Origin of the sequence: Xanthomonas sp. SS (genome assembly GCF_014236835.1) — a bacterium.
Lineage (GTDB): Bacteria > Pseudomonadota > Gammaproteobacteria > Xanthomonadales > Xanthomonadaceae > Xanthomonas_A.
Genome location: NZ_CP051190.1, coordinates 2332789 through 2357041, shown reverse-complemented (window position 1 = coordinate 2357041; position 24253 = coordinate 2332789). Strand labels below are relative to the sequence as shown.

The window sequence follows — 24253 nt, the reverse complement described above, 5'->3', positions numbered from 1 at the left end:
GATCACCGCGATGTATCGCGTCCTTGCTGCCACACTGCTCTGCACCCTGCTTGGCAGCCTGCCTGCGTCGGCCCGGGATACGCCGCTCAACCTCGCCTCGCAGTTGGACGCCCAACTGCAGGCCAACCGCGAACGCTATGGCATCGCCGGTCAGGCGGTGCTGGTCGCACACAACGGCCAGGTGCTCTACCAGGGCGCCAGCGGCGAACGCGATCCGGCCACCCACGCGCCAGCCACCGTCGATTCCATCTTCGCCGCGCAGTCGATGGCCAAGCTGTTGACCAGCACGCTGGTGATGCAACTGGTGGATCAGGGCAAGGTGGATCTGGATGCCCCAGCCAGCCGCTACGTGCCGGACCTGCCGGCCGCGTGGCAGGCGATCCACGTGCGCGATTTCCTCAATCACAGTTCCGGCATTGCCGAGTACTACGCCCGTGTGGACGAGCGTTGGGTGAGCAAGGGCTACCCCGGCGTGGCGCCCGACCTTGCCGCTGCGCTGAAGGTTGCCGGCGCGGCACCGATGCAGTTCGCTCCCGGCAGCCGTGCGCAGTACACGCAGGCCAACTACCTGGTGCTGACCGCACTGCTGGAAGCGCATTATCGCAAGCCCTACCCCGCCATCGCACGCGAACGCATCCTGCAGCCACTGAAGATGCGCAGCACGTCGTGGGGTCTGGCCAGCGTCCCGCCGGATCGCGCGGCCGTGCCGTACATTGGCAAGGACGGCACGCTGCAGCCGGCCAATGAAGATCCCTGGCCGAACTACGGCTGGGGCCACGCCGATCTGCAGACCACCGTCGGCGACATCAACCGCTTCCTGCAGGCGCTGGCCAACGGCAAGCTGGTGCGTACGGCAACCCTGGAAAGACTGTGGCAAGCGCAGACGCTGACCGGCGGCGGCAGCAACTTCTTCTCCACCGGTTGGGATACCACCCGCAGCGATGGCTATACCCAGGTCGGCCACGATGGCGGCACCCGCGTGCGGGCGAGACTGGCCTACAAGGGCAGCCTGGCCAGCGGCTACTGGGTATTCGTGTACTTCACCAACGGCAGCGCCCGCAATGTCTGGTCCAGCACGCTGGTGGAAAGCACGATGGCGCAGGTCGCACCGAAGGCGTTCCCGCATGCGGTTCTCGCCGAACGCCTGATCGCCTATGCGATGGACGCAAGCGCCGGAGCTGCGGACGCGATGCGTGCATGGCTGCGCGACGGCGACGGCGTCCCCGCCAATGAACGGGAACGCGCGATCAATGCCAGCGGCTACGCCATCCGCGAGAGTCTCGGTGCAGGCAGGGCGCTGAAAGTGTTCACCCTCAACGCCGAACTGTATCCGGACTCGGCCAACGCCTGGGACAGCCTGGCCGAATGCCACGCTGCGCTTGGCGATGCCGAGATCGCCAAGGCGCTGTACGCGAAGTCGAAGGCGCTGTCGAAGCCTGTTCCGTAGCGTCGAGCTTGCTCGACAGCCGCCCGCCACGAACCAGATCCGCGCCGAATGCGTTGCATGCAGGTCCACGCGTTCGAGCGAGCACAAACGCAATGAAACGCGCGCCGACTGGCGCGTAGCCGGACCGACGTCACGCATCGCGACACTCGGGCTCAAGATCGTCGAACCGACGCCGACAAGAGATGCAACGTTTCGAGGAGCCTTCATGGGCATCCTGATCTACCTGACTCCCGCCGTCGTGCTCTGGGCGATCACCGCCACCGTTCTCGCCTGGATCTTCTTCGGCCGCATGCGCCGCGAGCAAGGGCAACAGGCGAGCGTGCAGGACAGCCTCGCCCGCCACCAGGCCGCGCTGTCGCAGATGAAGGCGCGTGCAGTCGTCAGCGCGCGGGAGTTGGAGGCGCTGCAACAGGCCTACGCCAGCCTGCGGCAGACGCTGGACCTGCAGACGCAGGAAGCCTTGCCGGCCGAGCAGGCGGTGGAGCGGCCACCGGTGCCGATCCTGGTGATGGAACGCCTGGACATTTCCGCGGAGATCGGCACGCTGCTCGCGCACGTGGCGCGGGTGGCCAGGAGCATCCGCCGCTACAGCGCCTACAGCCGCGGCCACAACGCGCCGGAGCTGAGCAGCGCGCGCTACGACCTGCATTGGCTCTCCGACTGCCTGCACAGCCTGGATCAGATCGGCCACGCCCTGGCCAGGGGCAACGTGGACACCCTGACCGCCGCCTGCACCGAGCTGCTGTCGATGTACGAGCAATATCTGAAGGACGGATCCGGCTACAACAGCCGCGACACGTTCCAGCGGCTGAGCAGCCACGTCCCGCTCGCCGATGTGACCGACGCCATCCGCTCGATCGCCGCCAAGGCCTCGCTGGCGCGACAGGCGCAGACGCAGACGCAGGCCAGCGCGCAGCTGCAGGCGGCGCCGGTCGCCTGAAACACCACGCTCGGGCGGGCTGGCGAGCCCGGCGCCCGCGTTGACCGGACCGGTCGCGCGTGCTGTGATGCGTCCCGATCAGGGCGGGAGCAGCGACATGGCAGACATCAAGGCGGCCTTCGAAAAAGCGGCCAAGGACATCAAGCAGCGCGAGGAGCGTCCCGACAACGACACCTTGCTGCGCCTGTACGCGCTGTACAAACAGGGCGCGGAAGGCGACGTCGCCGGCGCCAAGCCGGGGTTCTTCGACTTCGTCGGCACCGCCAAGTACGAGGCCTGGGCCAAGCTCAAGGGCATGCCGCAGGCCGAGGCGCAGAAGAAGTACGTGGACCTGGTGAAGAAGCTGCTGGCCTGATGGCGCGCGACACCCGCCGGCGCATTCTCGACACGGCCCTGGCGATGTTCAACGCGCAGGGCGAGCCGCACGTCACCACCAACCATATCGCCGACGAGCTGGAGATCAGCCCGGGCAATCTGTACTACCACTTCCGCAACAAGGACGACATCATCGAGCACCTGTTCGCGCGCTACGAGGAGCGCATGGACGCGGCGCTGGAGTTGCCGAGCGCGCGCCTGCCCGGGCTGGAGGACATCTGGCTGCAGCTGCACCTGGTGTTCGAGTGCATCTGGGACTACCGCTTCCTGTACCGCGACCTGATCGAGATCCTCAGCCGCAGCCGGCGCCTGCGCCTGCGTTTCGCGCGCATCCTGCGCCGCGCCGACGACAGCACCCAGGCGGTGTTCCAGGGGCTGGCGCAGGCCGGAGCGATGCGCGCCACCGCACAGGAGCTGGGCGGCATCGCCACCAACGTGCTGGTGGTGGCCACGTTCTGGCTCAACTACGCCGCCGCGCGCGGCGAGAAGGACGAACAACTGGCGATCCGCCACGGCATCGTGCAGGTGATGCTGCTGATCAGCCCGTTCCTGCGCGAGGCCGAGCGCACGCACCTGGCCACGCTGATGCAGGCCTATCTGGACTGAGCGCGGGGACGCGTCCCCGGTAGGCAACGACGCTGGATGCCTAGTGCGCCGTACGTATCGATTCGCCAAGCGCCGCCGGCATCGGCTAGGCTTGCCGCCCTGCCCTCGCCGCCCGGAATCCGCGTGAGAACCGTCGTCGCCACCCGCTACGTGACCCCGCTGCGCGAAGGCGGCTCGCTGCCCGCGGTGGTCGAGGCCGACGACGACGGCATGTACGTGCTGAAGTTCCGCGGCGCCGGACAAGGCCCGAAGGCGTTGATCGCCGAACTGCTGGGCGGCGAACTGGCGCGCGCGCTGGGCCTGCCGATGCCGGAACTGGTGTTCGTGCTGCTCGACCGCGAGTTCGCGCGCACCGAGCCGGATCCGGAAATCCAGGATCTGATCCGCGCCAGCGAGGGCCTGAACCTGGCGCTGGACTACCTGCCCGGCGCGATCAACTACGACCCGGCCGCGTTGCGTCCGGACCCGGCGCTGGCCTCGGCGATCGTCTGGTTCGACGCCTTCGTCACCAATGTCGATCGCACCGCACGCAACACCAACCTGATGGTCTGGCACGGCAAACTGATGCTGATCGACCACGGCGCGGCGCTGTATTTCCATCACGACTGGGAGCACGCCGGCAGCGCCTGCGCCTCGCCGTTCGCGCGCATCCGCGACCACGTGCTGCTGCCCTACGCCAGCGCCATCGCCGAGGCCGACGCGGCGCTGGCGCCGCGGCTGACCGATGCGGTCATCGACGCCATCGTGGCGCAGATTCCGGACGCGTGGCTGCAGGCCGAGGCCAGCTTCGAGCACGTGGATGCGCACCGCCAGGCCTATGCCGACTACCTGAAACGGCGGCTGGCGCTGCGCGCCGCATTCGTCGAGGAGGCGCTCCGTGCCCACGCTGCACACGTATGACTACGCGGTCATCCGCGTGGTGCCGCGGGTGGAGCGCGAGGAGTTCGTCAACGTCGGGGTGATCGTGTCGTGCCCGACCTCCAAGCTGCTGCATGCGGCGATCGAACTGCAGCCGGCACGGCTGCACGCGCTGGACCCGACCCTGGACATCGAACGCCTGCGTCCCTACCTGGACGCGATCCCGGCGATCTGCCGCGGCGACGCCGATGCCGGCCCGATCGCGCTGCTGCCGCCGCGCGCGCGCTTCCACTGGCTGACCGCGCGGCGCAGCTCCATCATCCAGATGTCCTCGGCGCACGTCGGTCGCACCACCCAGCCCGAGCGCGTGGTCGAGCATCTGCTCGAACGCATGGTCAGGACGCCGCGCTAGCTCGTCGACGTTGTAGCGAGCCTTCATCGGCGCGTTGGCGGATCGACCGAGTAGTCATATCCCTCCGCAACGCGTCCGGCAAGCTCGCGGCAACTCATCTGTAGATATCGTCTTCTACCCTGCAGGCAACCGTCTTTTCAAACGCGACGTTAGCCGCGGCCAGCGCAGCGGCGCGATGTTCAATTGAATGCACGAGGCTGCGCCCGTACCCTCATCCGGCCCTGCGGGCCACCTTCTCCCGATGGGAGAAGGGAACAGCTGCCTGTCTGCCAGCGCCTGCGGAGTTTCCGTCGCGATGACGAACACCTTTGATGACGAACACCTTTCCGGTCACAGTCGGAACTGAGGCCCCTCCCACAGCGCACCGGCAGGCTTGCCGCAAGCCCCTGTAGGAGCGGCTTCAGCCGCGACAGAATCCAGAACGCGGCACGCGGATCGCCGTGCCCGCACCCGAAGCGCTCCACATCCGGCGACGACGCCGTTCGCTGTTACTGCGAGCGTGCGCTGCGCTTCGCCGCGCGGCGCGGCGCAGCGGTCTTCTTCGTCGTCCGCTTGGCGGTCTTGGTCGCCGCCGGCCGCTTGCGTGGCGTGGCGCGCGGCTTGGGCTGCAGGCCGAGCTTGACCAACACCGGCTGCAGCCGCGCCTCGACCTCGGCGCTCAACGGTTGCACCTGGCCGCGCAGCGCCGCGGCGCCTTCGCGCACGCTGCTTTCGGCGTCGTCGGCCAGTTGCGCCACCAGCGCCTTCAACGTGTTCGCGCCGCTGGCGGCATCGGCGGCCGCGGCCAGCGCACGCTTGCGGGTCAACGACACCAGGCCCAGGCCGGCCAGCCACAGGTGCCGCGGCGCCAGGGTCTCGGGCCGGGGCGCGGAGGTGGAACGCTTCTTGGTCGCCATCGCAGCTCTCCTTGGGTGCCGACAGCGGCACCGATGCGACGCATGCTGGCGGCAGCGGCTTGAGCAAACACACTATCCGCAGTGCAGCTTGCCAGCCAGCCACCGCGGCGCCATGCTCGGCGCGAACTCCAGGGAGGCCAGGCATGGCAGCAAAACCGACCGCATGGGCGCCGTTTCCGTACGACGCCACCGCCTACGCCTACGCGGGCGAGGCGCTGAAGAAAGCCTGGCCCAAGCTGCACGCCGGCGACCGCGAGCCGTACCCGGACCTGGCGCGCGCGCAGGCGCTGCTCGCCGCCGCCGGCAAGGCCGGCAAGGGCCACGATGCGCAGACGCTGTCGGCGGCGCTGATCGAGGCCTGGCGCGCCTTCCACCAGGGCCAGTTCCAGCAGGCCTACAGCGCCGGACAGGCCTTGGGCGTGTTCGGCGCTTCGGTCGCGGTCAAGGCGCTGGGCATCCACGCCGGCTACCTGGTCGACGACGACAAGGAAAAACTGCAGCGCCTGCAGCAGGCCGCGACGCTGGCCGAAGCGGCGATCGCCGCGCTGCCGGACGAGGCCAACAGCCACTATCGCCACGCGTTCGCGCTGGGCCGTTACAGCCAGGGGCTGAGCATCGTCAAGGCGCTCAAGCAAGGCATCGCCGGCAAGGTGCGGCAATCGCTGGAGGCCGCGCTGGAACTGGAGCCCAAGCACGCCGAGGCGCACATGGCGCTGGCGCTGTACCACGCCGAGATCATCGGCAAGGTCGGCGCGATGATCGGCGGACTCACCTACGGCGCCAAGGCCGCGACCGCCGAGCAGCATATCCAGCAAGCGCTGAAGCTGACCCCGGATGCGCCGATCGCACATGTCGAATACGCCAACGTGCTGTTGCTGCTGCACGGCGACAAGCGCGAGGACGCGGCCGCCGGCGCGTTCGAAAAAGCGGCCAAGCTCAAGCCGCGCGACGCGATGGAAGCGCTGGACGCGGCGTTCGCGCGCGAGCAGTTGGAGTAGCTGGCCGCCAGAGAGGGATCGCCGCAGTTCGCGTGCAGGCAGACCTATGGGAGCGACTTCAGTCGCGACAGGCGCTACCGGTAGAGCCCGTCGCGACTGAAGTCGCTCCCACAACGCTGTCGCTTACCGTGACTCTCCGATCGAGACGCTGCCACGGCGCACGCTGACTCGCGCTCCCCCTGCGGCATCGACACGGTTTTGCCGTCCCTTCGTTTTGCCGCGCCCGCATGCGACGCGCACCATGCGCGGCAACGTCTCTGCCGCACATGGCGCACCGCACATCGCCGCAGCAGCTTGGCGACGGCGGGACGGATCCCGCACGCCGCACAACGCCGCCTTGGCGCAGGCTATGACGCCGGCAGCGCATAGGCGATCACGTAGTCGCCCTTCTTGGTCTCCATGAAGTGATGGCCGCCGGCCACGATCACCAGGTACTCGCGGCCGCCGACCGCGTAGAGCATCGGCGTGGCCTGACCGCCGGCCGGCAGCTTGGCCTCCCAGACGCGCTTGCCGGTGGCCAGGTCGATCGCACGGATCATGTCGTCTGTGGTCGCGGCGATGAAGATCAGGCCGCTGGCGCTGACCACCGCGCCGCCGTTGTTGGGCGTGCCGATCTCGATCGGCAGGCCGGAGTGGATGCCGAACGGGCCGTTGCCGCGGGCGCTGCCCAGCGGGCGGTCCCACAGGGTCTTGCCGCTGGCCAGGTCGATCGCGCGGATGCCGCCGTACGGCGGTTGCTTGCACAGCAGGCCAGTGAACGGCAGGCGCCAGCCGGCGTTGACGTTGATCGCGTACGGCGTGCCCGCCTGCGGATCGCCCGCGCCTTCGGCGCCGCCGGCGTCGCCGCGCACCTGGTCGCGCGGCGCCCAGCCCAGCTTGTCGGCCTTGGCCCGCGGCACCAGTCGGTTGTAATTGGGCATGTCGTTGTAGTTGGCGACGATCACCCCGCGCTGCGGATCCACCGCCACGCTGCCCCAGTCCGAGCCGCCGTTGTAGCCCGGATATTCGATCGAATGGCGGTCGGCCTCGGGCGGCGTGTAGATGCCCTTGTAGCTGGCGCTGCGGAACTGGATGCGGCACACCAGTTGGTCGATCGGGGTGATGCCCCACATGTCGCGTTCGGTCAGGTCCGGCTTGCGCAGCGTGTGGTACAGCGAGAACGGCTGAGTCTTGGCGCGGCGCTGCGGCTCCACCCCGCCGCCGGGCACCGTGCGTTGCTCGACGCCGACCAACGGCTTGCCGCTGCGCCGATCCAGCACGTAGATTTCGCCCTGCTTGCTCGGCAGGATCACCGCCGGCACCTTGCCGCCGTCGTGCGGAAAATCCACCAGCGTCGGCTGCGACCCCAGGTCGTAGTCCCAGACGTCGATATGCGTGGTCTGGAAGTTCCACACCGGCTTGCCGGTGGTCACGTCCAGCGCCACCAGCGAGGTCGCGTACTGGTCCTCGGGCGCGGTGCGCGAGCTGCTCCAGTAGTCGGCGGCGGAGTTGCCCATCGGCAGGTAGACATAGCCGAGTTGCTCGTCGCCGGCCGCGGACGTCCACATGTTCGGCGTGCCGCGGGTCCAGCTCTGGCCCGGCGGCGGTGCGCCGTTCCATTCCGGGTGGGTCATGTCCCAGGCCCAGCGCAGCTCACCGGTCACCGCATCGAAGCCCTGGATCACGCCCGACGGCTCGTAGCGCTGCTGCCCGTCCAGCACCTGGTGGCCGGTGACGAGCACGCCGCGCACGATGGTCGGCGGCGAATTGATCGACACATAGCCCGGCGGCGTATCGCCCATGCCGACGGTGATGTCGACCTGGCCATGCGTGCCGAAGTCCTCGCAGGGCTTGCCGCTGGCGGCGTCGACCGCGATCAGGCGGCCGTCCAGGGTGCCCTCGATGATGCGGCTGCGGCAGGCGCGCGGCTGGTCTGCCAGCGCGACCGGCGCCACGCCGCCGCCCGGCGCAGGCGTCGGCGGCGCATTCGTCGCCACTGGGACCTCGTAGTAGCTGACCCCGCGACAGGCGGCGGTGTACGGGATCGCCTTGTCCGCGACCTTGGGATCGTAGCGCCAGCGCTGCTTGCCGGTGGCGGCGTCCAGTGCGATCAGCTGGTTGCGCGCGGTGCACAGGTACAGGCTGTCGCCGATCTTCAGCGGCGTGGTCTCCGCGCCCCAGCGCTTGGCCGGCAGGTCGCCGGTGCGGAAGGTCCATGCGGTCCGCAACTGCGCCACGTTGCCGGGGGTGATCTGGCGCAGCGGACTGTAGCGGCTGCCGGCGTTATCGCGGCCGTAAGCGGCCCAGTCGGCGTCGGCCGGCGCCTCGGCCGGCTGCGCACCGGCACGCGGCACGGTCATCGCCGCCGCCATACCGGCGGCGTGTGCGAGCATGCCGTCGGCCTCGGTCACGCCGTACGGCACGAAGGCCAGCGCGAAGGCGCCCACGAACACCAGCGCCAGTGCGCCGGCCAGGCCGCGCGACACGCCGCGCGAGAACGGACGGTCCAGGCGCGGCAACGCCAGCGCCAGCAGCAGGCCCAGGAACACCATCAGGCCCATGCGCGGCACCCAGCGCCAGTAATCGGCGCCGGACTCCCACGCCGCCCATAGCAGCGACAGCGCGAAGGTCGCCGCAAACCACAGCGCACCGCTGCGCCGTCCGCGCGCCAGCAGCACGCCCGACAACAGCAGGCCCAAGCCGCCGAACAGGTAGTACCAGGAGCCGCCCAGCGCCAGCAGCCACGCGCCGCCGGCCGCCAGCACCAGGCCGATCAGCGCGCATGCGCCGCCCAGCAGCAGCAGCGGCCAACCGCCGCGGCGCTGCGTTTGATCAAGATCGTTCATGGAAAAATTCCTCGCAGGAAAGCACCGCGCGGAACATCCGCCGCGGCATGGGGCGCGATCGCGCCGCGGACCGTTATCCCAAGCGGGAAGTGAACGCTGCGCGTTCTATCGCGGCACAGAAGGCGACATGCTGCGTTCCATCAGGGATATGCCGGCACACACGCGTCAGGCCGCGATGCGGCTGCTTCTGCACGATGCTCCTGCATGATGCTCCTGCACGATGCTGCGGCAGCGCCCGGCGGCAGCGCCACCTGCAGAAACGACGACGCCGGCATTGCGCCGGCGTCGTCGTATGCCGCTCGCTCGCGCGATCAGCTTTCCGGCGGCAGCTCGCTGGCGATCTCGGCGCTGCCGTCCTCGCCCACGATCGGCTCCACCGGCTCTTCCTCGACCAGCGAACCGTCCAGGCGCTCCACCGCCTGCAGCTTCTCGCCCTTGGACAGGCGGATCAGGGTCACGCCCTGGGTGTTGCGGCCGACGCGGGAGATTTCCGAGGCGCGGGTGCGCACCAGGGTGCCGCCATCGGAGATCAACAGCACCTCGTCCTTGGTGCTCAGCAGCACCGCGCCGACCAGCTTGCCGTTGCGCTCGCTGGTCTGGATGCCAATCACGCCCTGCGTGCCGCGGCCCTTGCGCGGGTATTCGGCCAGCGGGGTGCGCTTGCCGTAGCCGTTCTCGGTGGCGGTGAGGATGTAGGCATCGGGCTCGTCGCCGTTGCGCACCACGGCCTCGGCATCGACGTCGGCATCCGTCTCCGGCGCCGTCTCGATGTCCTCGGCATCCTCGTCCTGGCCCTCGGCCGGCTCGGCCACGATCAGGCTGACCACGTACTCGCTCTTGGCCAGGCGGATGCCGCGCACGCCGCGGCTGCTGCGGCCGGTCGGCTTGACCCCGCCGCGGCTCTTGCGGCGCGGGCTGCGCGCGTCGTCGCCGTCCTCGACCGCCTCGGCCAGCGCGACCTCATCGTCGCCGTTGTCCTCGCCCGTGCCCTCGTCGATGGCGCCGTCCTCGGCCTCGTCGTCCTTGGGCCGTTCGGAGAAGCGCACGGTCTTGCCGTTGGAGGCGAACAGCAGCACATCGCGCTCGCCGTCGGTCAGGCCCACGCCGACCAGGGCGTCGCCCTCGTCGAGGTTGATCGCGATCTTGCCGGCCTTGCGCTGGAACGCGAAGTCGCTGAGCGGGGTCTTCTTGACCATGCCGTTGCGGGTGGCGAAGAACACGTAGCGGCCGCCGGCATAGTCGCGCACCGGCAACACCGCCTGCACGCGCTCGCCGTTCTCCAGCGGGATCCAGTTGATGATCGGTCGGCCGCGCGCGTTCGGGCCGGCCTCCGGCAACTGGTACACCGGCAGCGCGAACACCTTGCCGCTGCTGGTGAAGGTCAGCAGCGTGTCGTGGGTGTTGACCAGCCACAGCTGGTCGATGAAATCCTCTTCCTTGGTCGCCGCCGCGCTGCGGCCGCGGCCGCCGCGGCGCTGCGCACGGTAGGCGCTGACCGGCTGGCGCTTGGCATAGCCGGCATGCGACAGCGTCACCACCACGTCTTCCGGCGCGATCAGGTCGAGGATGTCGAGGTCTTCCTCGCTGTGGCGGATCTCGGTGCGGCGCGCATCGCCGTATTCCTCGCGGATGCTGATCAGCTCCTCGCGGATCACCTGCAGCAGCACGTCGGGGTTTTCCAGGATCCGGATCAGCCCGGCGATCGCTTCCAGCAGTTGCTTGTATTCCTCGGTCAGGCGCTCCTGTTCCAGCCCGGTCAGGCGGTGCAGGCGCATTTCCAGGATCTGCGAGGCCTGCACTTCGGTCAGCTGGTAGCCGTCGGCGAGCAGGCCGACGCCGGCCGGCAGGTCTTCCGGCTGCGAGGCATCGGCGCCGGCGGCGCCGAGCAGCGCGCCGACCAGGCCCGCGTCCCAGCGCCTGGCCAGCATGCGCTCGCGCGCCTCGGTCGGGTTGGCCGAGGTCTTGATCAGCTCGATCATCTCGTCGATGTTGGCGAGCGCGACGGTCAGGCCTTCGAGGATGTGCGCGCGGGCGCGCGCCTTGCGCAGTTCGAAGATGGTGCGGCGGGTGACCACTTCGCGGCGGTGGCGGATGAACGCCTCCAGCATCTGCTTGAGGTTCATCAGCTGCGGACGGCCATCGACCAGCGCCACCATGTTGATGCCGAACACCGACTCCATCTGGGTCTGCTGGTACAGGTTGTTCAGCACCACATCGGCGGCTTCGCCGCGCTTGATCTCGATGTAGATGCGCATGCCGTCCTTGTCGGACTCGTCGCGCAGTTCGCTGATGCCTTCGAGCTTCTTTTCCTTGACCAACTCGGCGATCTTCTCGATCAGCCGCGCCTTGTTGACCTGGTACGGGATCTCGTTGACCACGATCGCTTCGCGGCCGTTGTCCTGGATCTCGATCTCGGCCTTGGCGCGCATGCGCACGCGGCCGCGGCCGGTGCGGTAGCCGGCGACGATGCCGCTGGTGCCGTTGACGATGCCGGCGGTGGGGAAATCCGGGCCGGGGATGTATTCCATCAGCCCGTCGACGTCGATCTGCGGATTGTCGATCAGCGCCAGGCAGGCATTGATCGATTCGGTCAGGTTGTGCGGCGGGATGTTGGTCGCCATGCCCACCGCGATGCCGGCCGACCCGTTGACCAGCAGGCTCGGGAACCGGGTCGGCATGACCGTCGGCTCCAGTTCCTTCTCGTCGTAGTTGGGCTGGAAATCGACGGTTTCCTTGTCGATGTCGGCCATCATTTCATGGGCCAGGCGCGACATGCGCGCCTCGGTGTAGCGCATCGCCGCCGCGGAGTCGCCGTCGACCGAGCCGAAGTTGCCCTGCCCGTCCACCATCAGGTAGCGCAGCGAGAACGGCTGCGCCATGCGCACCAGCGTGTCGTACACCGACTGGTCGCCGTGCGGGTGGTACTTGCCGATGACGTCGCCGACGATACGCGCCGACTTGTAGTAGGGCTTGTTGCTATGCGCGCCCAGCTCGTTCATCGCGAACAACACGCGGCGATGCACCGGCTTGAGGCCGTCGCGCGCGTCCGGGAGGGCACGCCCCACAATCACGCTCATCGCGTAATCGAGGTAGCTCTTGCGCATCTCGTCTTCCAGGTTGACCTGGATGATTTCCTTGGCGGATTCTGCCATTCGGGTTCCGTAAGTCTGGTGGCTAATCGACCAGGACGCCGGCCCGCGGCAAGCGGGCCTGCCGGCACCGAAAATCTACGGCGCGCAGCGGTCGATCGAACCGCCGGATTCTATCATGACAGGCGCGCGAATGCCCGGTTTTTGCCGGCCCGAACAAGCACTTGCGTGGATTTGCGGGGCCGTGCAGGGGGTCTGGCGCGGTTGCCGCGGCTCAGCCGCCGAACGCGGCGCGCATGCGCTCGGGATCCGGCCGTTCGATCACCCCGCGTTCGGTGACGATGGCATCGATCAACTCGGCCGGGGTCACGTCGAACACCGGGTTCCAAGCAGCGATGCCCTCGGCGACGGTACGCACCCCGCCTACCCCGAACAGCTCGCCCGGGTCGCGCTGCTCGATCTCGATCTGCACGCCGTCGGCGGTGTCCATGTCCACGGTGGACCACGGCGCCACCACCATGAACCTGACGCCGTGGTGGCGTGCGGCAATGGCCAACTGGTAGGTGCCGATCTTGTTGGCGGTGTCGCCATTGGCGCAGATGCGGTCGGCGCCGACGATCACCCATTGCACCGCGCCGGTCTTCATAAGATGCGCCGCCGCCGAATCGGCGATCAGGGTCGCGTCGATGCCGTCCTGCTGCAGTTCCCACACGGTCAGCCGCGCGCCCTGCAGCCACGGCCGGGTCTCGCCGGCGAACACCTTGGCGATCCGGCCCTGGGCCACGCCGGCGCGGATCACGCCCAGCGCGGTACCGAAGCCGGCAGTGGCCAGCGACCCGGTATTGCAGTGGGTCAGCACGCCGCTGCCGGGCGCGATCAGGCCCGCGCCGAGCGCGCCCATGTGACGATTGGCGGCCAGGTCTTCCTCGGCGATGGCCTGCGCCTGCCGCGCGATCACCTCGCGCCAGTCGGCGCCGGCCGCGGCCAGCGCGGTGCGCATGCGCATCAGCGCCCAGGCCAGGTTCACCGCGGTCGGCCGCGCCGCATTGAGCCGTTGCAGCGCCGGTTCCAGCTTGGCCAGCGCCTGGGCGCCGTCGTCGGCCTGCACGTCGCGCGCAGCCAGCACCACGCCCCAGCCGGCGGCGATGCCGATCGCCGGCGCACCGCGCACCGCCAGGGTGTGGATCGCATCGGCGACCTGGTCGCTGTCGGTGCATTGCACGTGCTCGACCACGAACGGCAGCTTGCGCTGGTCGAGCAGTTCCAGCGCTTCGCCGGTCCACAGGATCGGACGGATATGGTCGTAGCGGGCGTAATCGATATCGAGGTCGGCGTTCATCCGGATATTTTAACGGCGGGGATTGGGGAGTGGGGATTAGGGATTCGCAAAAGCGGCGCGGCGGTGGCCATGGGCGCGCGGCCTGGCGTGTGCGCAGCGACGGGGCCGCTCAGTTGACGCTGAATTCGGCGCGGCAGCCCTTGTCCACCCAGATGCCGTCGCGGTCCCAGCCCCAGCTGTCGTCCTGCACGCAGGCGGTGCCGGACAGCTGCCGGCGCAGCTGCACGCTGCTGTGGATGCTGACCCCGCAGCGGCGCCGCGAGCGGCCCTTGGACTCGCACAGCACCGGACGCGCGCCGACCGGAAAGCCGGACCCGTCGCTGGCACCGATCTCGAACTCGCCGCGGCAACCGCGCGACACCCAGATCTCGTTGCGGCGCACGCCCCAGCTGCGCTCCTCGCGGCACGGCACCGAGGACAGCTGGCGCATCAGCCGTACCGGCGCGCCGCGCAGCATCACCGGGCAGCTCTCGACCCGGCCGTCGGATTCGCAGCGCAACACGCGGCGCATCGCGCTGCGCGTGGGCTGCGGCGGATTGGAGCGGAACTCGGCGCGGCAACCCAGCGTCACCCACACCCCGGTGCCGTCCGAGCCCCACTCGCTGCCGCGGATGCAGTCGTTGTCGGACAATTGGCGGATCAATTCCACGCCCTGTTCGGTCGGCATCGGGCAATGCACCCAGCTCATATCGCGCGATTCGCAACGCACCACCGCGGCGTCATAGCCGTCCGGCGCCTGCGCAAACGCTTTCGCCGGACACGCGGATACCGCCAACCCCAACCAACACCAGCTCCCGAGCCCGTACGACCACTTCATGCTTGGCTCTGCCCCTATGCGTGGAACCTGAACAACGAAGACCACTCCACCGATATCGCGCATCGACCGCATGCAGGGCTGGATCAAACCATCATCGATGTCGACAAAGCAAGAAGATGCTACATGAACGGCGCACGGTTCAGGCTCGCGCGAAATCGTAGGCGAGCACATCGCCGATCGACACGGTGCCGCGCATTGCCATCAGCAAGCGATCCACGCCGACCGCCACGCCTGCGCAATCGGGCAGCGCCGGCAAGGCCTGCAGCAAACGCTCGTCCAGCGGCGGCAGTTGCGCGCCGCGCTCGCGGCGCAGCGCGTGATCGCGCAGGAAGCGGCGCCGCTGCTCGGCCGCATCGTTGAGTTCGTGGTAGCCGTTGGCCAGCTCGTAGCTGCCCAGGTACAGCTCGAAGCGCTCGGCCACCGGCGGCTGCACGTCGCGGATGCGCGCCAGCGCGCACTGCGAAGCCGGCCAGTCGTGGACCACGGTGATGCGATCGGCCGGGAATGCGGATTGCAGGCGATGGGTCATCAGCAGGTCGAGCCAGTCGTCGCGGGTCAGCCCTGCAGCGTCGATGCGGATATCGCGCAATGGCTGCTGCAACGTATCCAGCGGCGCCAGCAATGGATCGATGCCCAGCGTATCCAGGAACAGTTGCCGATAGGTGACGACCTGCAGCGTCGCCGTGCGCGCGACCAGCGCCAGCGCCTCGCGCACCAGCGCCACGGTCTCGTCGACCAGTCGCAGGTGATTCCAGCCGACCCGGTACCACTCGAGCATGGTGAATTCGGGATTGTGGCGGCCGCCGGCCTCGCCGTTGCGGAACACCCGGCCGAGTTCGTAGCAATCGCCGACGCCGGCGGCCAGCAGCCGTTTCAGCGGGTACTCGGGCGAGGTGCGCAGCCAGCGCAGCGCCGGGCCAGCATCGACGTGGCCGCTGAAGCGGGTCTGGAAACTGTCGATGTTGGGCTCGGTGTTGCCAGCCGCCGACAGCATCGGCGTCTCCACCTCGAGCACGTCGCGCGCGGCGAAGAAGGCACGGATGCGCGCATTGAGTGCGGCGCGCAGGCGCAGCGCCGCGAGGTCCACGGCCTCGCTCATCGCCGCGATCCGATCGGGTGCGTCGCGTCTGGAAGCCGGCTCACCCCTTCCCCTCGTGCTCGCCGAGCAAGGCCAGCAATTGCGCCTCGTCCCACACCGCAACGCCTAGCTCCTGTGCCTTGTCCAGCTTGGAACCGGCCTCGGCGCCGGCGACGACGAAGCTGGTCTTCTTCGACACGCTGCCGGCGACCTTCGCGCCCAGCGCTTCCAAGCGCGCCTTGGCCGCATCGCGGCTGAGTTGCTGCAACGTGCCGGTCAGCACCACGGTCTGCCCGTCCAGCGGCGCGGCGCGGCGCTCGGCCTGCGCCGGCGCCGCATCGAGCAGGCGCCGCATCGCCGCGTCGGCGGCGCGCAAGGCCTGCAGCCGCGCGTCATCGGCCAGATAGGCGGCGAGATTGGCCGCGCCCGCCGCCGACAGCCCGGCGCCGGTCCAGCCGCTTTCGTTGGCGCGCAACAGCGCATCGAGCGTGCCGTAGGTCGCGGCCAGCCGTTGCGCGCTCTTGCCGCCGAGCTTGTCCACCGGCAGCGTGGTCAGCAGGTGCGCCAGGTCGAGCCGCTCGCGCAGTTCCGCCGGCGGCCTACCCTCGTCTGCGAAACGGATGCCCGCCTCGATCAGCGCATCGACCACCGCGGCGTTGCCGGGTTGTTCGAAGAAGGTCGCGATCGAACGCGCGACTTCGCCGCCGATATCGGGCAAGGCCTGCAGCAGCACCGCCGGCGTGCTGCGCACGAAGTCCAGCGCTCCCAGCCAGTGCGCGAGCGCCTTGGCGGTGGTTTCGCCCAGGTGCGGAATGCCGAGCGCGAACAGGAACCGCGGCAAGGTGGTGTTGCGGCTGGCGGCGATGCCGGCGACCAGGTTCTCCGCCCATTTCGTCGCCAGCTTGCCGCCCAGATCCACGGCCAGATGCGCGCGCAGGAAGTCGGCGCGCTTCCAGTCCGGGGATTCCTGCGCCAGCAGCGGCTGCGCCTGCGCATCGAGCGTCAGCGCGCCCTTGCTGTCGTTGACGGCCTGCACTAGGTCGGCGGCCGTGGCCGCGTCCAGCGCCGCCTTCATCCGCACCAGGTCTTCGACGCTTAGCGCGTACAGATCGGCCAGCGAATGCACGAAACCGAATTCGACCAGGGCATCGGCCTGGCGATCGCCCAGGCCCTCGATGTCCATGGCCCGGCGCGAAGCGAAATGGCGCACGGCCTCCTTGCGCTGCGCCGCGCAGGCCAGACCACCGCTGCAGCGCCAGGCCACCGCGTCCTCTTCGCGCACGATGTCCGAACCGCACACCGGGCACGTGGCCGGCATCGTCCACGGCCGCGTGCCGGCCGGGCGGCGCTCTTCGATGACCCGCACCACTTCGGGAATCACATCGCCGGCGCGGCGCACGATCACGGTGTCGCCTTCGCGCGCGTCCAGCCGCGCGATCTGGTCGGCGTTGTGCAAGGTCGCGTTGGTGACGGTGACGCCGGCGACCTGCACCGGCTCCAGCCGCGCCACCGGCGTGACCGCACCGGTGCGGCCGATCTGCACTTCGATCGCGCGCAGCACGGTGGACTGCTCCTGCGCCGGGAACTTGTGCGCCAGCGCCCAGCGCGGCGCGCGCGAGACGAACCCCATCGCCGCCTGCTGGTCGTAGTCGTCGAGCTTGTAGACCACGCCGTCGATGTCGTACGGCAGCGCGTCGCGCCTGGCGCCGATGCGGCGGAAATACGCGATCAGGCCGTCGAAGCCGGTCGCCGTCGCAACTTCCGACGCCACCGGGAAGCCGTAGCGGCGCAGCAGGGCCAAGGTCTGCGAATGGGTCTCGGGCAACTCCAGGCCACGCACCTCGCCGACCGAATAGGCGAAGAACGCCAGCGGCCGCCGCCGGGTGACCGCCGGATCGAGCTGGCGCAGCGAACCGGCGGCACCGTTGCGCGGATTGGCGAGCAGTTTCTCGTTGCGTTCCAGCGCCTTGGCGTTCCAGTCGGCGAAGGCCGCGCGCGGCATGTAGATCTCGCCGCGTACTTCGAGCACGGCCGGAAACGGCGTACCCAGGTCGCGCAGCTTCAGCGGCACCGAGCGCACCTGGCGCAGGTTGGCGGTGACGTCCTCGCCGGTGCTGCCGTCGCCGCGGGTGGCGCCCTGCGCGAACACGCCGTCCTCGTAGCGCAGGCTGATCGCCAGGCCGTCCAGCTTCGGCTCGACCGAGAACACCGGCGCGGCCAGGTCCAGCGCGCGCTCGATGCGCCGCTCGAAATCGGCGACTTCGGCGAAGCGTTCGCGGTCGTCGGCATCCTCGGCCACGCCCGGCGTCTCGAACGCGTTGGCCAGCGACAGCATCGGGATCGCGTGCCGCACTTCCGGGAAGCCGCCGTCGGGCCGCGCGCCGACGGTGCGGGTCGGCGAGTCGTCGCGCGCCAGCTGCGGGTGCTCGGCTTCCAGCGCCTCCAGTTCGCGCATCAACGCGTCGTACTCGGCATCGGTGATCGACGGATCGTCGTGCACGTAGTAGCGGTCGTTGGCGTCTTCGATTCGCTGGCGCAGTTCGGCGGCGCGCTGCTGGGGATCGGATGGAGCGGTCATGCGCGGCAGCCAGAGTCCGGTGACGGAAAGGGGGCGATAGTAACTGGGTGTCTGGCAAGGGGAAATGCGGGCGAGGTTTGCGGCGGTGGCGGTGTCCTTGGCGCGCCAGGTGCGGCGGCAATGGAACATGGCGAACGGCGATCGAGGCTGTGGCGCGCGCCGTACCCTCACCCCAACCCCTCTCCCGAGGGGAGAGGGGCTCAAGCGGACGCGCCGAGCGCGGCGCCGCGCTTTTCCGATTCCCCATTCTCCTTTCCCCACTCCCCTGTTCGAACCCGATTCAGAAAACTTGCCGAAACGTTAAGGAAACATTAGGTTTGCCTCCCTGCCCTGACGTTTCGCTGGAGAGTGCCCGTGTCGCTACCGGTTTCGCGCCGTTCCTTCCTTTCCCTCGCCACCTCGGGCCTGGCGGTCGGTGCACTGGGCCTGGCGCCCGCTGCGGAGGCGGCAAAGCGCAAGGCGGCGGCGGTCGCGACGCCCGGCGTGGCCCCTGCGGCCGGCCCGGTCTATCTGAACTTCAACGAATGTCCGCTGGGTCCGGCGCCGGCTGCGCTGGACGCGGCGCAGGCGATCCTGCCGCGCGCCGGGCGCTACCTGTTCGACCTGCAGAACGACCTGATCGCGCTGTTCGCCGGCGAGCATCAGCTGCCCAGCGACCACGTCGCGGTGTATCCCGGCTCCAGCGACCCGCTCAACCGTGCCGCGCGCGCGTTCACCTCGGCCCGCGCCGGCGTGGTGGTGGCCGATCCGACCTTCGAAGCGGTGGCCGATGTCGCCGCCGCGCACGGCGCGCCGGTGCGGCGGGTGCCGCTGCGCGCCGACGGCGGGCACGACGTCAAGGCGATGGCCAGCGCCGATCCGAACGCCGGGCTGATCTATCTGTGCAACCCGAACAATCCGACCGGCTCGATCACCGCGCGCGCCGACATCGAATGGCTGCTGGCCAACAAGCCCGCCTCCAGCGTGCTGCTGGTCGACGAGGCCTATATCCACTACAGCGAGCAGCCCTCGGTGATCGACCTGATCGGCCAGCGCCAGGACCTGCTGGTGCTGCGCACCTTCTCCAAGCTGTACGGCATGGCCGGGCTGCGCCTGGGCCTGGCGGTGGCCTCGCCGGGGCTGCTGACCAAGCTGGCCGCGTTCGGCGAGAACCCGGTGGCGATCACGGCGGTGGCCGCCGGCGTCGCCAGCCTGCGCGACGTGCAACTGGTGCCGGCGCGGCGCGCGGAGAACGCGCGGATCCGCAACGAGACCATCGCCTGGCTGCAGAGCAAGGGCTACAAGTGCCTGCCGTCGCAGGCCAACTGCTTCATGGTCGACGTCAAGCGCGACAGCAAGGCGTTCGCCGCGGCGATGGCCAAGCAAGGGGTGATGATCGGCCGCAGCTGGCCGATCTGGCCGAAGCTGGTGCGGGTGACCGTCGGCACCGAGGCGGAGATGCTGCGGTTTCGTGAGGCGGTGTTGAAAGCGCGCAAGTAGCGCGCGCGCTTCGGGATTGGGGAGTCGGGATTGGGGATTCGTAAAAGCCGGGCTATGGCGCGCTAGGCTTCGCCCGTACCCTCATCCGCCCCTTCGGGGCACCTTCCCCCAAAAAGGGGGCCGTGAGTCCCGCCGGGAGAAGGGGGCGCTAGCGAATCGCTTTTACGAATCCCGACTCCCCAATCCCGGCCCCACACTTACCAGCGTGGGGCCTTCGTCAACGGCGGCGCCTGATGCTGGCGGTCGTAGGCGCGCAGTTCGTCGCGGATGTGGGCGATGCGCTGGCGGCCGAGGGCGTTGCGGCTGTCGTCCAGGACCACGCCGTCGAGCAGTTCGCCCATGCGCTGCACGGTCGGCAGCATCTTTTCCCAGGCGTCGAGCGCGGTCAGCGGCGCCGGCAGGGTCAGGAAGAACGCGATCGCCGGGGTCTCCATCTCGCGGATGTGGGCCATGTCGAAGCTGCCTGGCTTCATGATGCTGGCCATGCTGAAGATCGGGCCGCGCTCGGGATGGCCTTCGACCAGGCGGTGGAACACGCTCATGTGGCCGAACACCAGCCCGGTCTTCTCGGCAGCGACGACGATGTCCTCGCCGCGCAGCACCTGACCAGCGCGCGCAGCGACGTACAGCGAGACGATCTTGTCGAAGTCCTGGCTCGGCCGCTTGCCGAGGTCGGCATTGGCCGCCTCGGCGGCGGACAGGCCCAGTTCGGGCTGGCCGAGCGCGCCGTCCTGATCGGGCGCGGCGATCGCGTCGCCGTCGGCGGCAACCGCGGCATCGCCGAGCGAGGGCTCGCGCCGCGGCGCGGCCGGGTCGGCCGGTTCGACGCGCCGGCCCTGGGTCGGTTTCTTCGGGCGGCCGAACAGGAAGATCGCCGCGATCAACAACAGACCGGCGGCGAGGATGCCGATGCGCAGCATTGCCATGTCGGACATTCGGGGGTTACTCCGGCAGGGGTGCGTAGGGGGAAGACAAGGTATTTAGCATGTCACGTCAGGCCGCGCCCGCCAAACGCGCGGCTTCCTCGAGGTCCACGCTGACCAGGCGGCTGACGCCCGGCTCGCGCATGGTGACGCCGCTGAGCTGGTGCGCCGCTTCCATCGTGGCCTTGTTGTGGCTGACGAACAGGAACTGCACTTTCTCGCTCATTTCCTTGACCATCGCCGCCAGGCGGCCGACGTTGGCTTCGTCCAGCGGCGCGTCGACCTCGTCGAGCAGGCAGAACGGCGCCGGGTTGAGCTGGAAGATCGCGAACACCAGCGCCACCGCGGTCATCGCCTTCTCGCCGCCGGACAGCAGCGAGATACTGGACACGCGCTTGCCGGGCGGGCGCGCCATGATCGCCACGCCGGTGTCGAGCAGGTCTTCGCCGGTCAGTTCCAGATAGGCGTGGCCGCCGCCGAACAGGCGCGGATACAGCGCCTGCACGCCGGAATTGACCCGGTCGAAGGTGTCCTTGAAGCGGCCGCGGGTTTCGCGGTCGATCTTGCGGATCGCGTCCTCCAGGGTTTCCAGCGCGGTGTTCAGATCGATGTCCTGCGCTTCCAGATACTCGGAGCGCTGCGCGGCCTCGCCGTATTCGCTGATCGCGGCCAGGTTGACCGGCTCCAGGCGACGCATGCGTCCGTCGATCTGTTGCACCGCCTGCTCCCATTCGGCCGGATCGGCCTGTTCGGGCAGGCCGTTGATCACGTCCTCGAGCACGAAACCGGCCTTGACCACCGCCGCCGACAGCTGCTCGGCGCTGAGTACCAGCGCCTGCTGGTCGAGACGGCGCTGGGCGATGCGCTCGCGCTGCGCCAATGCCTGTTCGTCGCGCTGCTGGCGGGTCTGTTCCAGGCCGCGCAATTCGTTGTCGATGCCGTCCAGCAGCGCGCGCGCCTCGCCCAGCGCGCGGTCGGTGCGCACGCGTTCGCTGAGCGCGGCCTGGTGCTCGGCTTCCAGCGCATGCACCGGCGAATCGCCTTCGCTGAGCTGCGCGCTGAGTTCGCCCAGGCGCGAATCCAGTTGCCCGCGCTGGTTGCCCATGCGCTCCAGCGCCTGGCTCAGCGAGGCGATCTGGGTGCGTTGCGATTCCAGGGTCAGGGCCAGCGCATGCGCGGCCTCGCGCACCCGGCGCGCGGCATCGCGGGCCAGGTCGCGCGCTTCGGTGAGCTGGCGGCGCTCGCTCTCCAGCATGTGCCGGGTGCTTTCCAGGTCGCCCATGCTGGTGACCGCGTCTTCCAGCTTGGAACGCGCCTCGCGCGCCTGCTCGCGGCTGCCGTCCAGGGTTTCCAGCAGCTGCGCGATCTCCGTCTCGATGCGCTCGATGCGGGTGCGCGCGGCGTCCACCTTGCCCTGCTGGCTCTGCAGTTGCCCGGCCAGTTCGGACACGCTGCGGTGCGCCTGGTACAGCTGGCGCTGCGCTTCCTCGCGCTGCTGCTCGGCGGCCAGCGACTGCTCGCGCAGGCTCGCCAGGCGCTGGTCCAGCTCGGCTTCGCGGTCCTGCAGCGCGTCGATCTGGCCGCGCAGCGCCTGGATCTCGCGCTCGCGCAGCAAGGCGCCCTGCTTGGCCGCGCCGGAGCGCGACACGCGCAGCCAGCCCTCGCCCAGGCGCGCGCCGTCGCGGGTGATGATCGAGTCGCCCTCGCCCAGCTGCGGCAGCAAGGCGCGTGCGGCGGCAAGGTCCTCGGCCGCGTGCAGCCGCGACAGCAGGCGGCGGATCGCGATCGGGCCCTGCACCTTGGCGGCAAGCGAGGTCGGCGCGAAGTTGCCGGCCTCTTCGTCGCTGCTGACCAGCGCAATGCGGCCTTCGCCGAGTTCGCCCAGCGCATCGACCAGGGTCTCTGGCGCATCGACCAGCACGCCTTCGATCAATTGCCCGAGCGCGCCTTCGACCGCGTTTTCCCAGCCGCTCTCGACGCTGATGCGCTCGCCCACGCGCGCCGCCGAATCCAGCCCGCGCGCCTTCAGCCAGGCCACCGCGGCGCCCTGCTCCTGGCCGAGCGCGGCCTGCTGCAGGGTTTCCAGCGACGACAGCCGGCCGCGCGCGGCCTGCGCCTGCTTGCGCACCTCGGCCAGCTCGGCCTGCGCGCCGCGCTGCTGTTCCTGCAGCGCGGTCAGCGCCTGCTTGCGGGTTTCGACCTGCTCGTTGAGCCCGTCCAGCGCGGCGCGCTGCGTCTCGTGCTGCAGTTCCACCTGCTCGAAGGCGGCGGCCAGCGCGTCCAGGTCCAGCCCGGCGCGCTCGGCGGCCAGCGCTTCGCGGCGGCGCTCGGCTTCCAGCGATTGCCGGTCCAGGTAATCGACGCGGGTGCGCTCGACTTCGCCGGCGCGCGAGGCCTCGGCGGTGTAGCGCTGGTGGGTTTCCCAACGCTGCTGCCAGTCGGCCAGTTTGGCCTCGGCGTCGCGCAGGGCTTCCTGCTTGTATTCGTTGTCTTCCTGCAACTGCTCCAGCTGCGGTCCGGCGATGTCCACCGACTCGCGCAACAGCGACAGCTTGGCCTCGTCGCCGCTGATGTGCTGGCCGAGTTCGGCCAGCGCCAGCTGCGCTTCGTCGCGCGCCTTGTGCAGGCGCTGCGACAGGTCGCGTTGGTGCTGGATTTGCTGCTCGATGCGCGCCAGCGTGCTGCCGACCTGGTAGACCTCGGCCTGGGCCTTGCTCAAGGCGTCGGCCGCTTCCTCGCGGCGCACGCGGCCGGTTTCGATCCGCGCCTCGGCCTCGCGCTGCTCGGCGATGAACTGCTGCAGGCGCGTCTCTTCCTGGCCCAGCGCCTCGCGCAGGCCCTGCAGCTTGCCGTCCAGGCCGCGGTATTCCAGCGCCTTCCACTGCGCGTCCTTGACCTTGCGTTCCTCCTGCAGCGCCTGGTACTGCTCGGCCTGGCGCGCCTGGCGCTTGAGGTGCTCGAGCTGCTTGCCGATCTCCTCGCGCAGGTCGCCCAGGCGTTCCAGGTTCTCGCGGGTATGGCGGATGCGAGTTTCGGTCTCCTTGCGCCGTTCCTTGTACTTGGAGATGCCGGCCGCCTCTTCCAGGTACACACGCAGATCTTCCGGGCGCGCCTCGATGATCTGGCTGATCATGCCCTGCTCGATGATCGAGTAGCTGCGCGGGCCCAGGCCGGTGCCCAGGAACAGGTCGGTGATGTCGCGGCGCCGGCACTTGGTGCCGTTGAGGTAGTAGCTGCTGCTGCCGTCGCGGCTGACCTGGCGCTTGACCGAGATCTCGTTGAACGAGGCGTACTCGCCGGAGATGGTGTGGTCGGAGTTGTCGAAGATCAGTTCCACCGTGGCCTGCGACACCGGCTTGCGCGCCGAGGAGCCGGAGAAGATCACGTCGGTCAGCGAGTCGCCGCGCAGGCGGCTGGCCGAGCTTTCGCCCATCACCCAGCGCACCGCGTCGATGATGTTCGACTTGCCGCAGCCGTTCGGACCGACGATGCCGGTCATGTTGGTCGGCAGGTGCAGCGTGGTCGGATCGACGAAGGACTTGAAGCCGGACAGCTTGATGGTCGACAGGCGCATGGGGCAGGCAATCCATGGC

The 24253-nt window shown here is 69.4% G+C and carries 17 protein-coding genes and 2 pseudogenes; 9 read left to right on the top strand and 10 right to left on the bottom strand.

Annotated features, from left to right (window positions below; translation table 11 throughout):
• The first annotated feature begins 10 nt into the window (after positions 1-10).
• The 6 genes from HEP74_RS09710 (at position 11) to HEP74_RS09685 (ending at position 4638) form a co-directional block, all read left to right on the top strand.
• The gene (locus HEP74_RS09710) at positions 11-1447 is read left to right on the top strand and encodes a serine hydrolase domain-containing protein (protein ID WP_185816255.1); all 1437 of its coding nucleotides are present in this window, start codon (positions 11-13) and stop codon (positions 1445-1447) included.
• Between the two features lie 205 nt (positions 1448-1652).
• Complete coding sequence (locus HEP74_RS09705) at positions 1653-2387, top strand: hypothetical protein (RefSeq protein ID WP_185816254.1); 735 nt, start codon at positions 1653-1655, stop codon at positions 2385-2387.
• Positions 2388-2484: 97 nt separating this feature from the next.
• Positions 2485-2742 carry an acyl-CoA-binding protein gene (locus tag HEP74_RS09700; RefSeq protein WP_184410100.1) on the top strand — a complete coding sequence of 86 codons (258 nt, stop codon included), beginning with the start codon at positions 2485-2487 and terminating at the stop codon, positions 2740-2742.
• Entirely contained in the window at positions 2742-3368 is a 627-nt protein-coding gene (locus HEP74_RS09695) for a TetR/AcrR family transcriptional regulator (RefSeq protein WP_185816253.1), read from the top strand. The genes HEP74_RS09700 and HEP74_RS09695 overlap by 1 nt, the downstream gene beginning before the upstream one ends.
• A 123-nt stretch (positions 3369-3491) precedes the next feature.
• A complete protein-coding gene (locus HEP74_RS09690; protein ID WP_185816252.1) occupies positions 3492-4268 on the top strand; it encodes a HipA family kinase in 777 nt (258 codons plus the stop codon).
• The gene (locus HEP74_RS09685; protein WP_185816251.1) at positions 4246-4638 is read left to right on the top strand and encodes a DUF3037 domain-containing protein; all 393 of its coding nucleotides are present in this window, start codon (positions 4246-4248) and stop codon (positions 4636-4638) included. Before HEP74_RS09690 ends, HEP74_RS09685 begins: the two co-directional genes overlap by 23 nt.
• A 488-nt stretch (positions 4639-5126) precedes the next feature.
• On the opposite strand, the gene HEP74_RS09680 is transcribed toward HEP74_RS09685, so the two are convergent.
• A complete protein-coding gene (locus tag HEP74_RS09680; protein WP_185816250.1) occupies positions 5127-5534 on the bottom strand; it encodes a hypothetical protein in 408 nt (135 codons plus the stop codon).
• Between the two features lie 143 nt (positions 5535-5677).
• Here HEP74_RS09680 and HEP74_RS09675 point away from each other — a divergent pair, with 143 nt between their 5' ends.
• Positions 5678-6532 (top strand): tetratricopeptide repeat protein, encoded by an 855-nt coding sequence (locus HEP74_RS09675; RefSeq protein ID WP_185816249.1) that lies wholly within the window; start codon positions 5678-5680, stop codon positions 6530-6532.
• 347 nt (positions 6533-6879) lie between these two features.
• On the opposite strand, the gene HEP74_RS09670 is transcribed toward HEP74_RS09675, so the two are convergent.
• The gene (locus HEP74_RS09670; protein WP_185816248.1) at positions 6880-9357 is read right to left on the bottom strand and encodes a membrane-bound PQQ-dependent dehydrogenase, glucose/quinate/shikimate family; all 2478 of its coding nucleotides are present in this window, start codon (positions 9355-9357) and stop codon (positions 6880-6882) included.
• On the opposite strand from HEP74_RS09670, the gene HEP74_RS09665 reads away from it, so the two are divergent.
• Positions 9356-9565, top strand: a complete 210-nt coding sequence (locus tag HEP74_RS09665; protein ID WP_185816247.1) for a hypothetical protein — start codon at positions 9356-9358, stop codon at positions 9563-9565. The genes HEP74_RS09670 and HEP74_RS09665 overlap by 2 nt on opposite strands.
• 103 nt (positions 9566-9668) lie before the next feature.
• On the opposite strand, the pseudogene HEP74_RS22115 reads toward HEP74_RS09665, so the two are convergent.
• From HEP74_RS22115 to ligA, 6 genes and pseudogenes are all read right to left on the bottom strand, one after another.
• Positions 9669-10253 (bottom strand): annotated as a pseudogene (locus HEP74_RS22115) (DNA gyrase C-terminal beta-propeller domain-containing protein); the annotation flags it as partial.
• 135 nt (positions 10254-10388) lie between these two features.
• Positions 10389-12509 (bottom strand): annotated as a pseudogene (gyrA, locus tag HEP74_RS09660) (DNA gyrase subunit A); the annotation flags it as partial.
• A gap of 211 nt (positions 12510-12720) precedes the next feature.
• On the bottom strand, positions 12721-13785 hold the full coding sequence (mtnA, locus tag HEP74_RS09655; protein ID WP_185816245.1) for an S-methyl-5-thioribose-1-phosphate isomerase: 1065 nt from the start codon (positions 13783-13785) through the stop codon (positions 12721-12723).
• Positions 13786-13894: 109 nt separating this feature from the next.
• A complete protein-coding gene (locus tag HEP74_RS09650) occupies positions 13895-14602 on the bottom strand; it encodes a DUF3011 domain-containing protein (RefSeq protein WP_185816244.1) in 708 nt (235 codons plus the stop codon).
• 139 nt (positions 14603-14741) lie between these two features.
• The gene (gene epmA / locus HEP74_RS09645) at positions 14742-15701 is read right to left on the bottom strand and encodes an EF-P lysine aminoacylase EpmA (protein ID WP_185816243.1); all 960 of its coding nucleotides are present in this window, start codon (positions 15699-15701) and stop codon (positions 14742-14744) included.
• Positions 15702-15741: 40 nt separating this feature from the next.
• Positions 15742-18258: an NAD-dependent DNA ligase LigA gene (gene ligA / locus HEP74_RS09640; protein ID WP_185816242.1), complete on the bottom strand. Its 2517-nt coding sequence runs from the start codon at positions 18256-18258 to the stop codon at positions 15742-15744.
• 354 nt (positions 18259-18612) lie between these two features.
• Between ligA and HEP74_RS09635 the strand changes: the two genes are divergently transcribed.
• Positions 18613-19737 carry a pyridoxal phosphate-dependent aminotransferase gene (locus tag HEP74_RS09635; RefSeq protein WP_185816241.1) on the top strand — a complete coding sequence of 375 codons (1125 nt, stop codon included), beginning with the start codon at positions 18613-18615 and terminating at the stop codon, positions 19735-19737.
• Between the two features lie 197 nt (positions 19738-19934).
• On the opposite strand, the gene zipA is transcribed toward HEP74_RS09635, so the two are convergent.
• Together zipA and smc are read right to left on the bottom strand one after the other, a co-directional pair.
• Complete coding sequence (gene zipA, locus HEP74_RS09630; RefSeq protein WP_185816240.1) at positions 19935-20672, bottom strand: cell division protein ZipA; 738 nt, start codon at positions 20670-20672, stop codon at positions 19935-19937.
• Positions 20673-20730: 58 nt separating this feature from the next.
• Complete coding sequence (gene smc, locus HEP74_RS09625; RefSeq protein WP_185816239.1) at positions 20731-24234, bottom strand: chromosome segregation protein SMC; 3504 nt, start codon at positions 24232-24234, stop codon at positions 20731-20733.
• Positions 24235-24253: the final 19 nt, after the last annotated feature.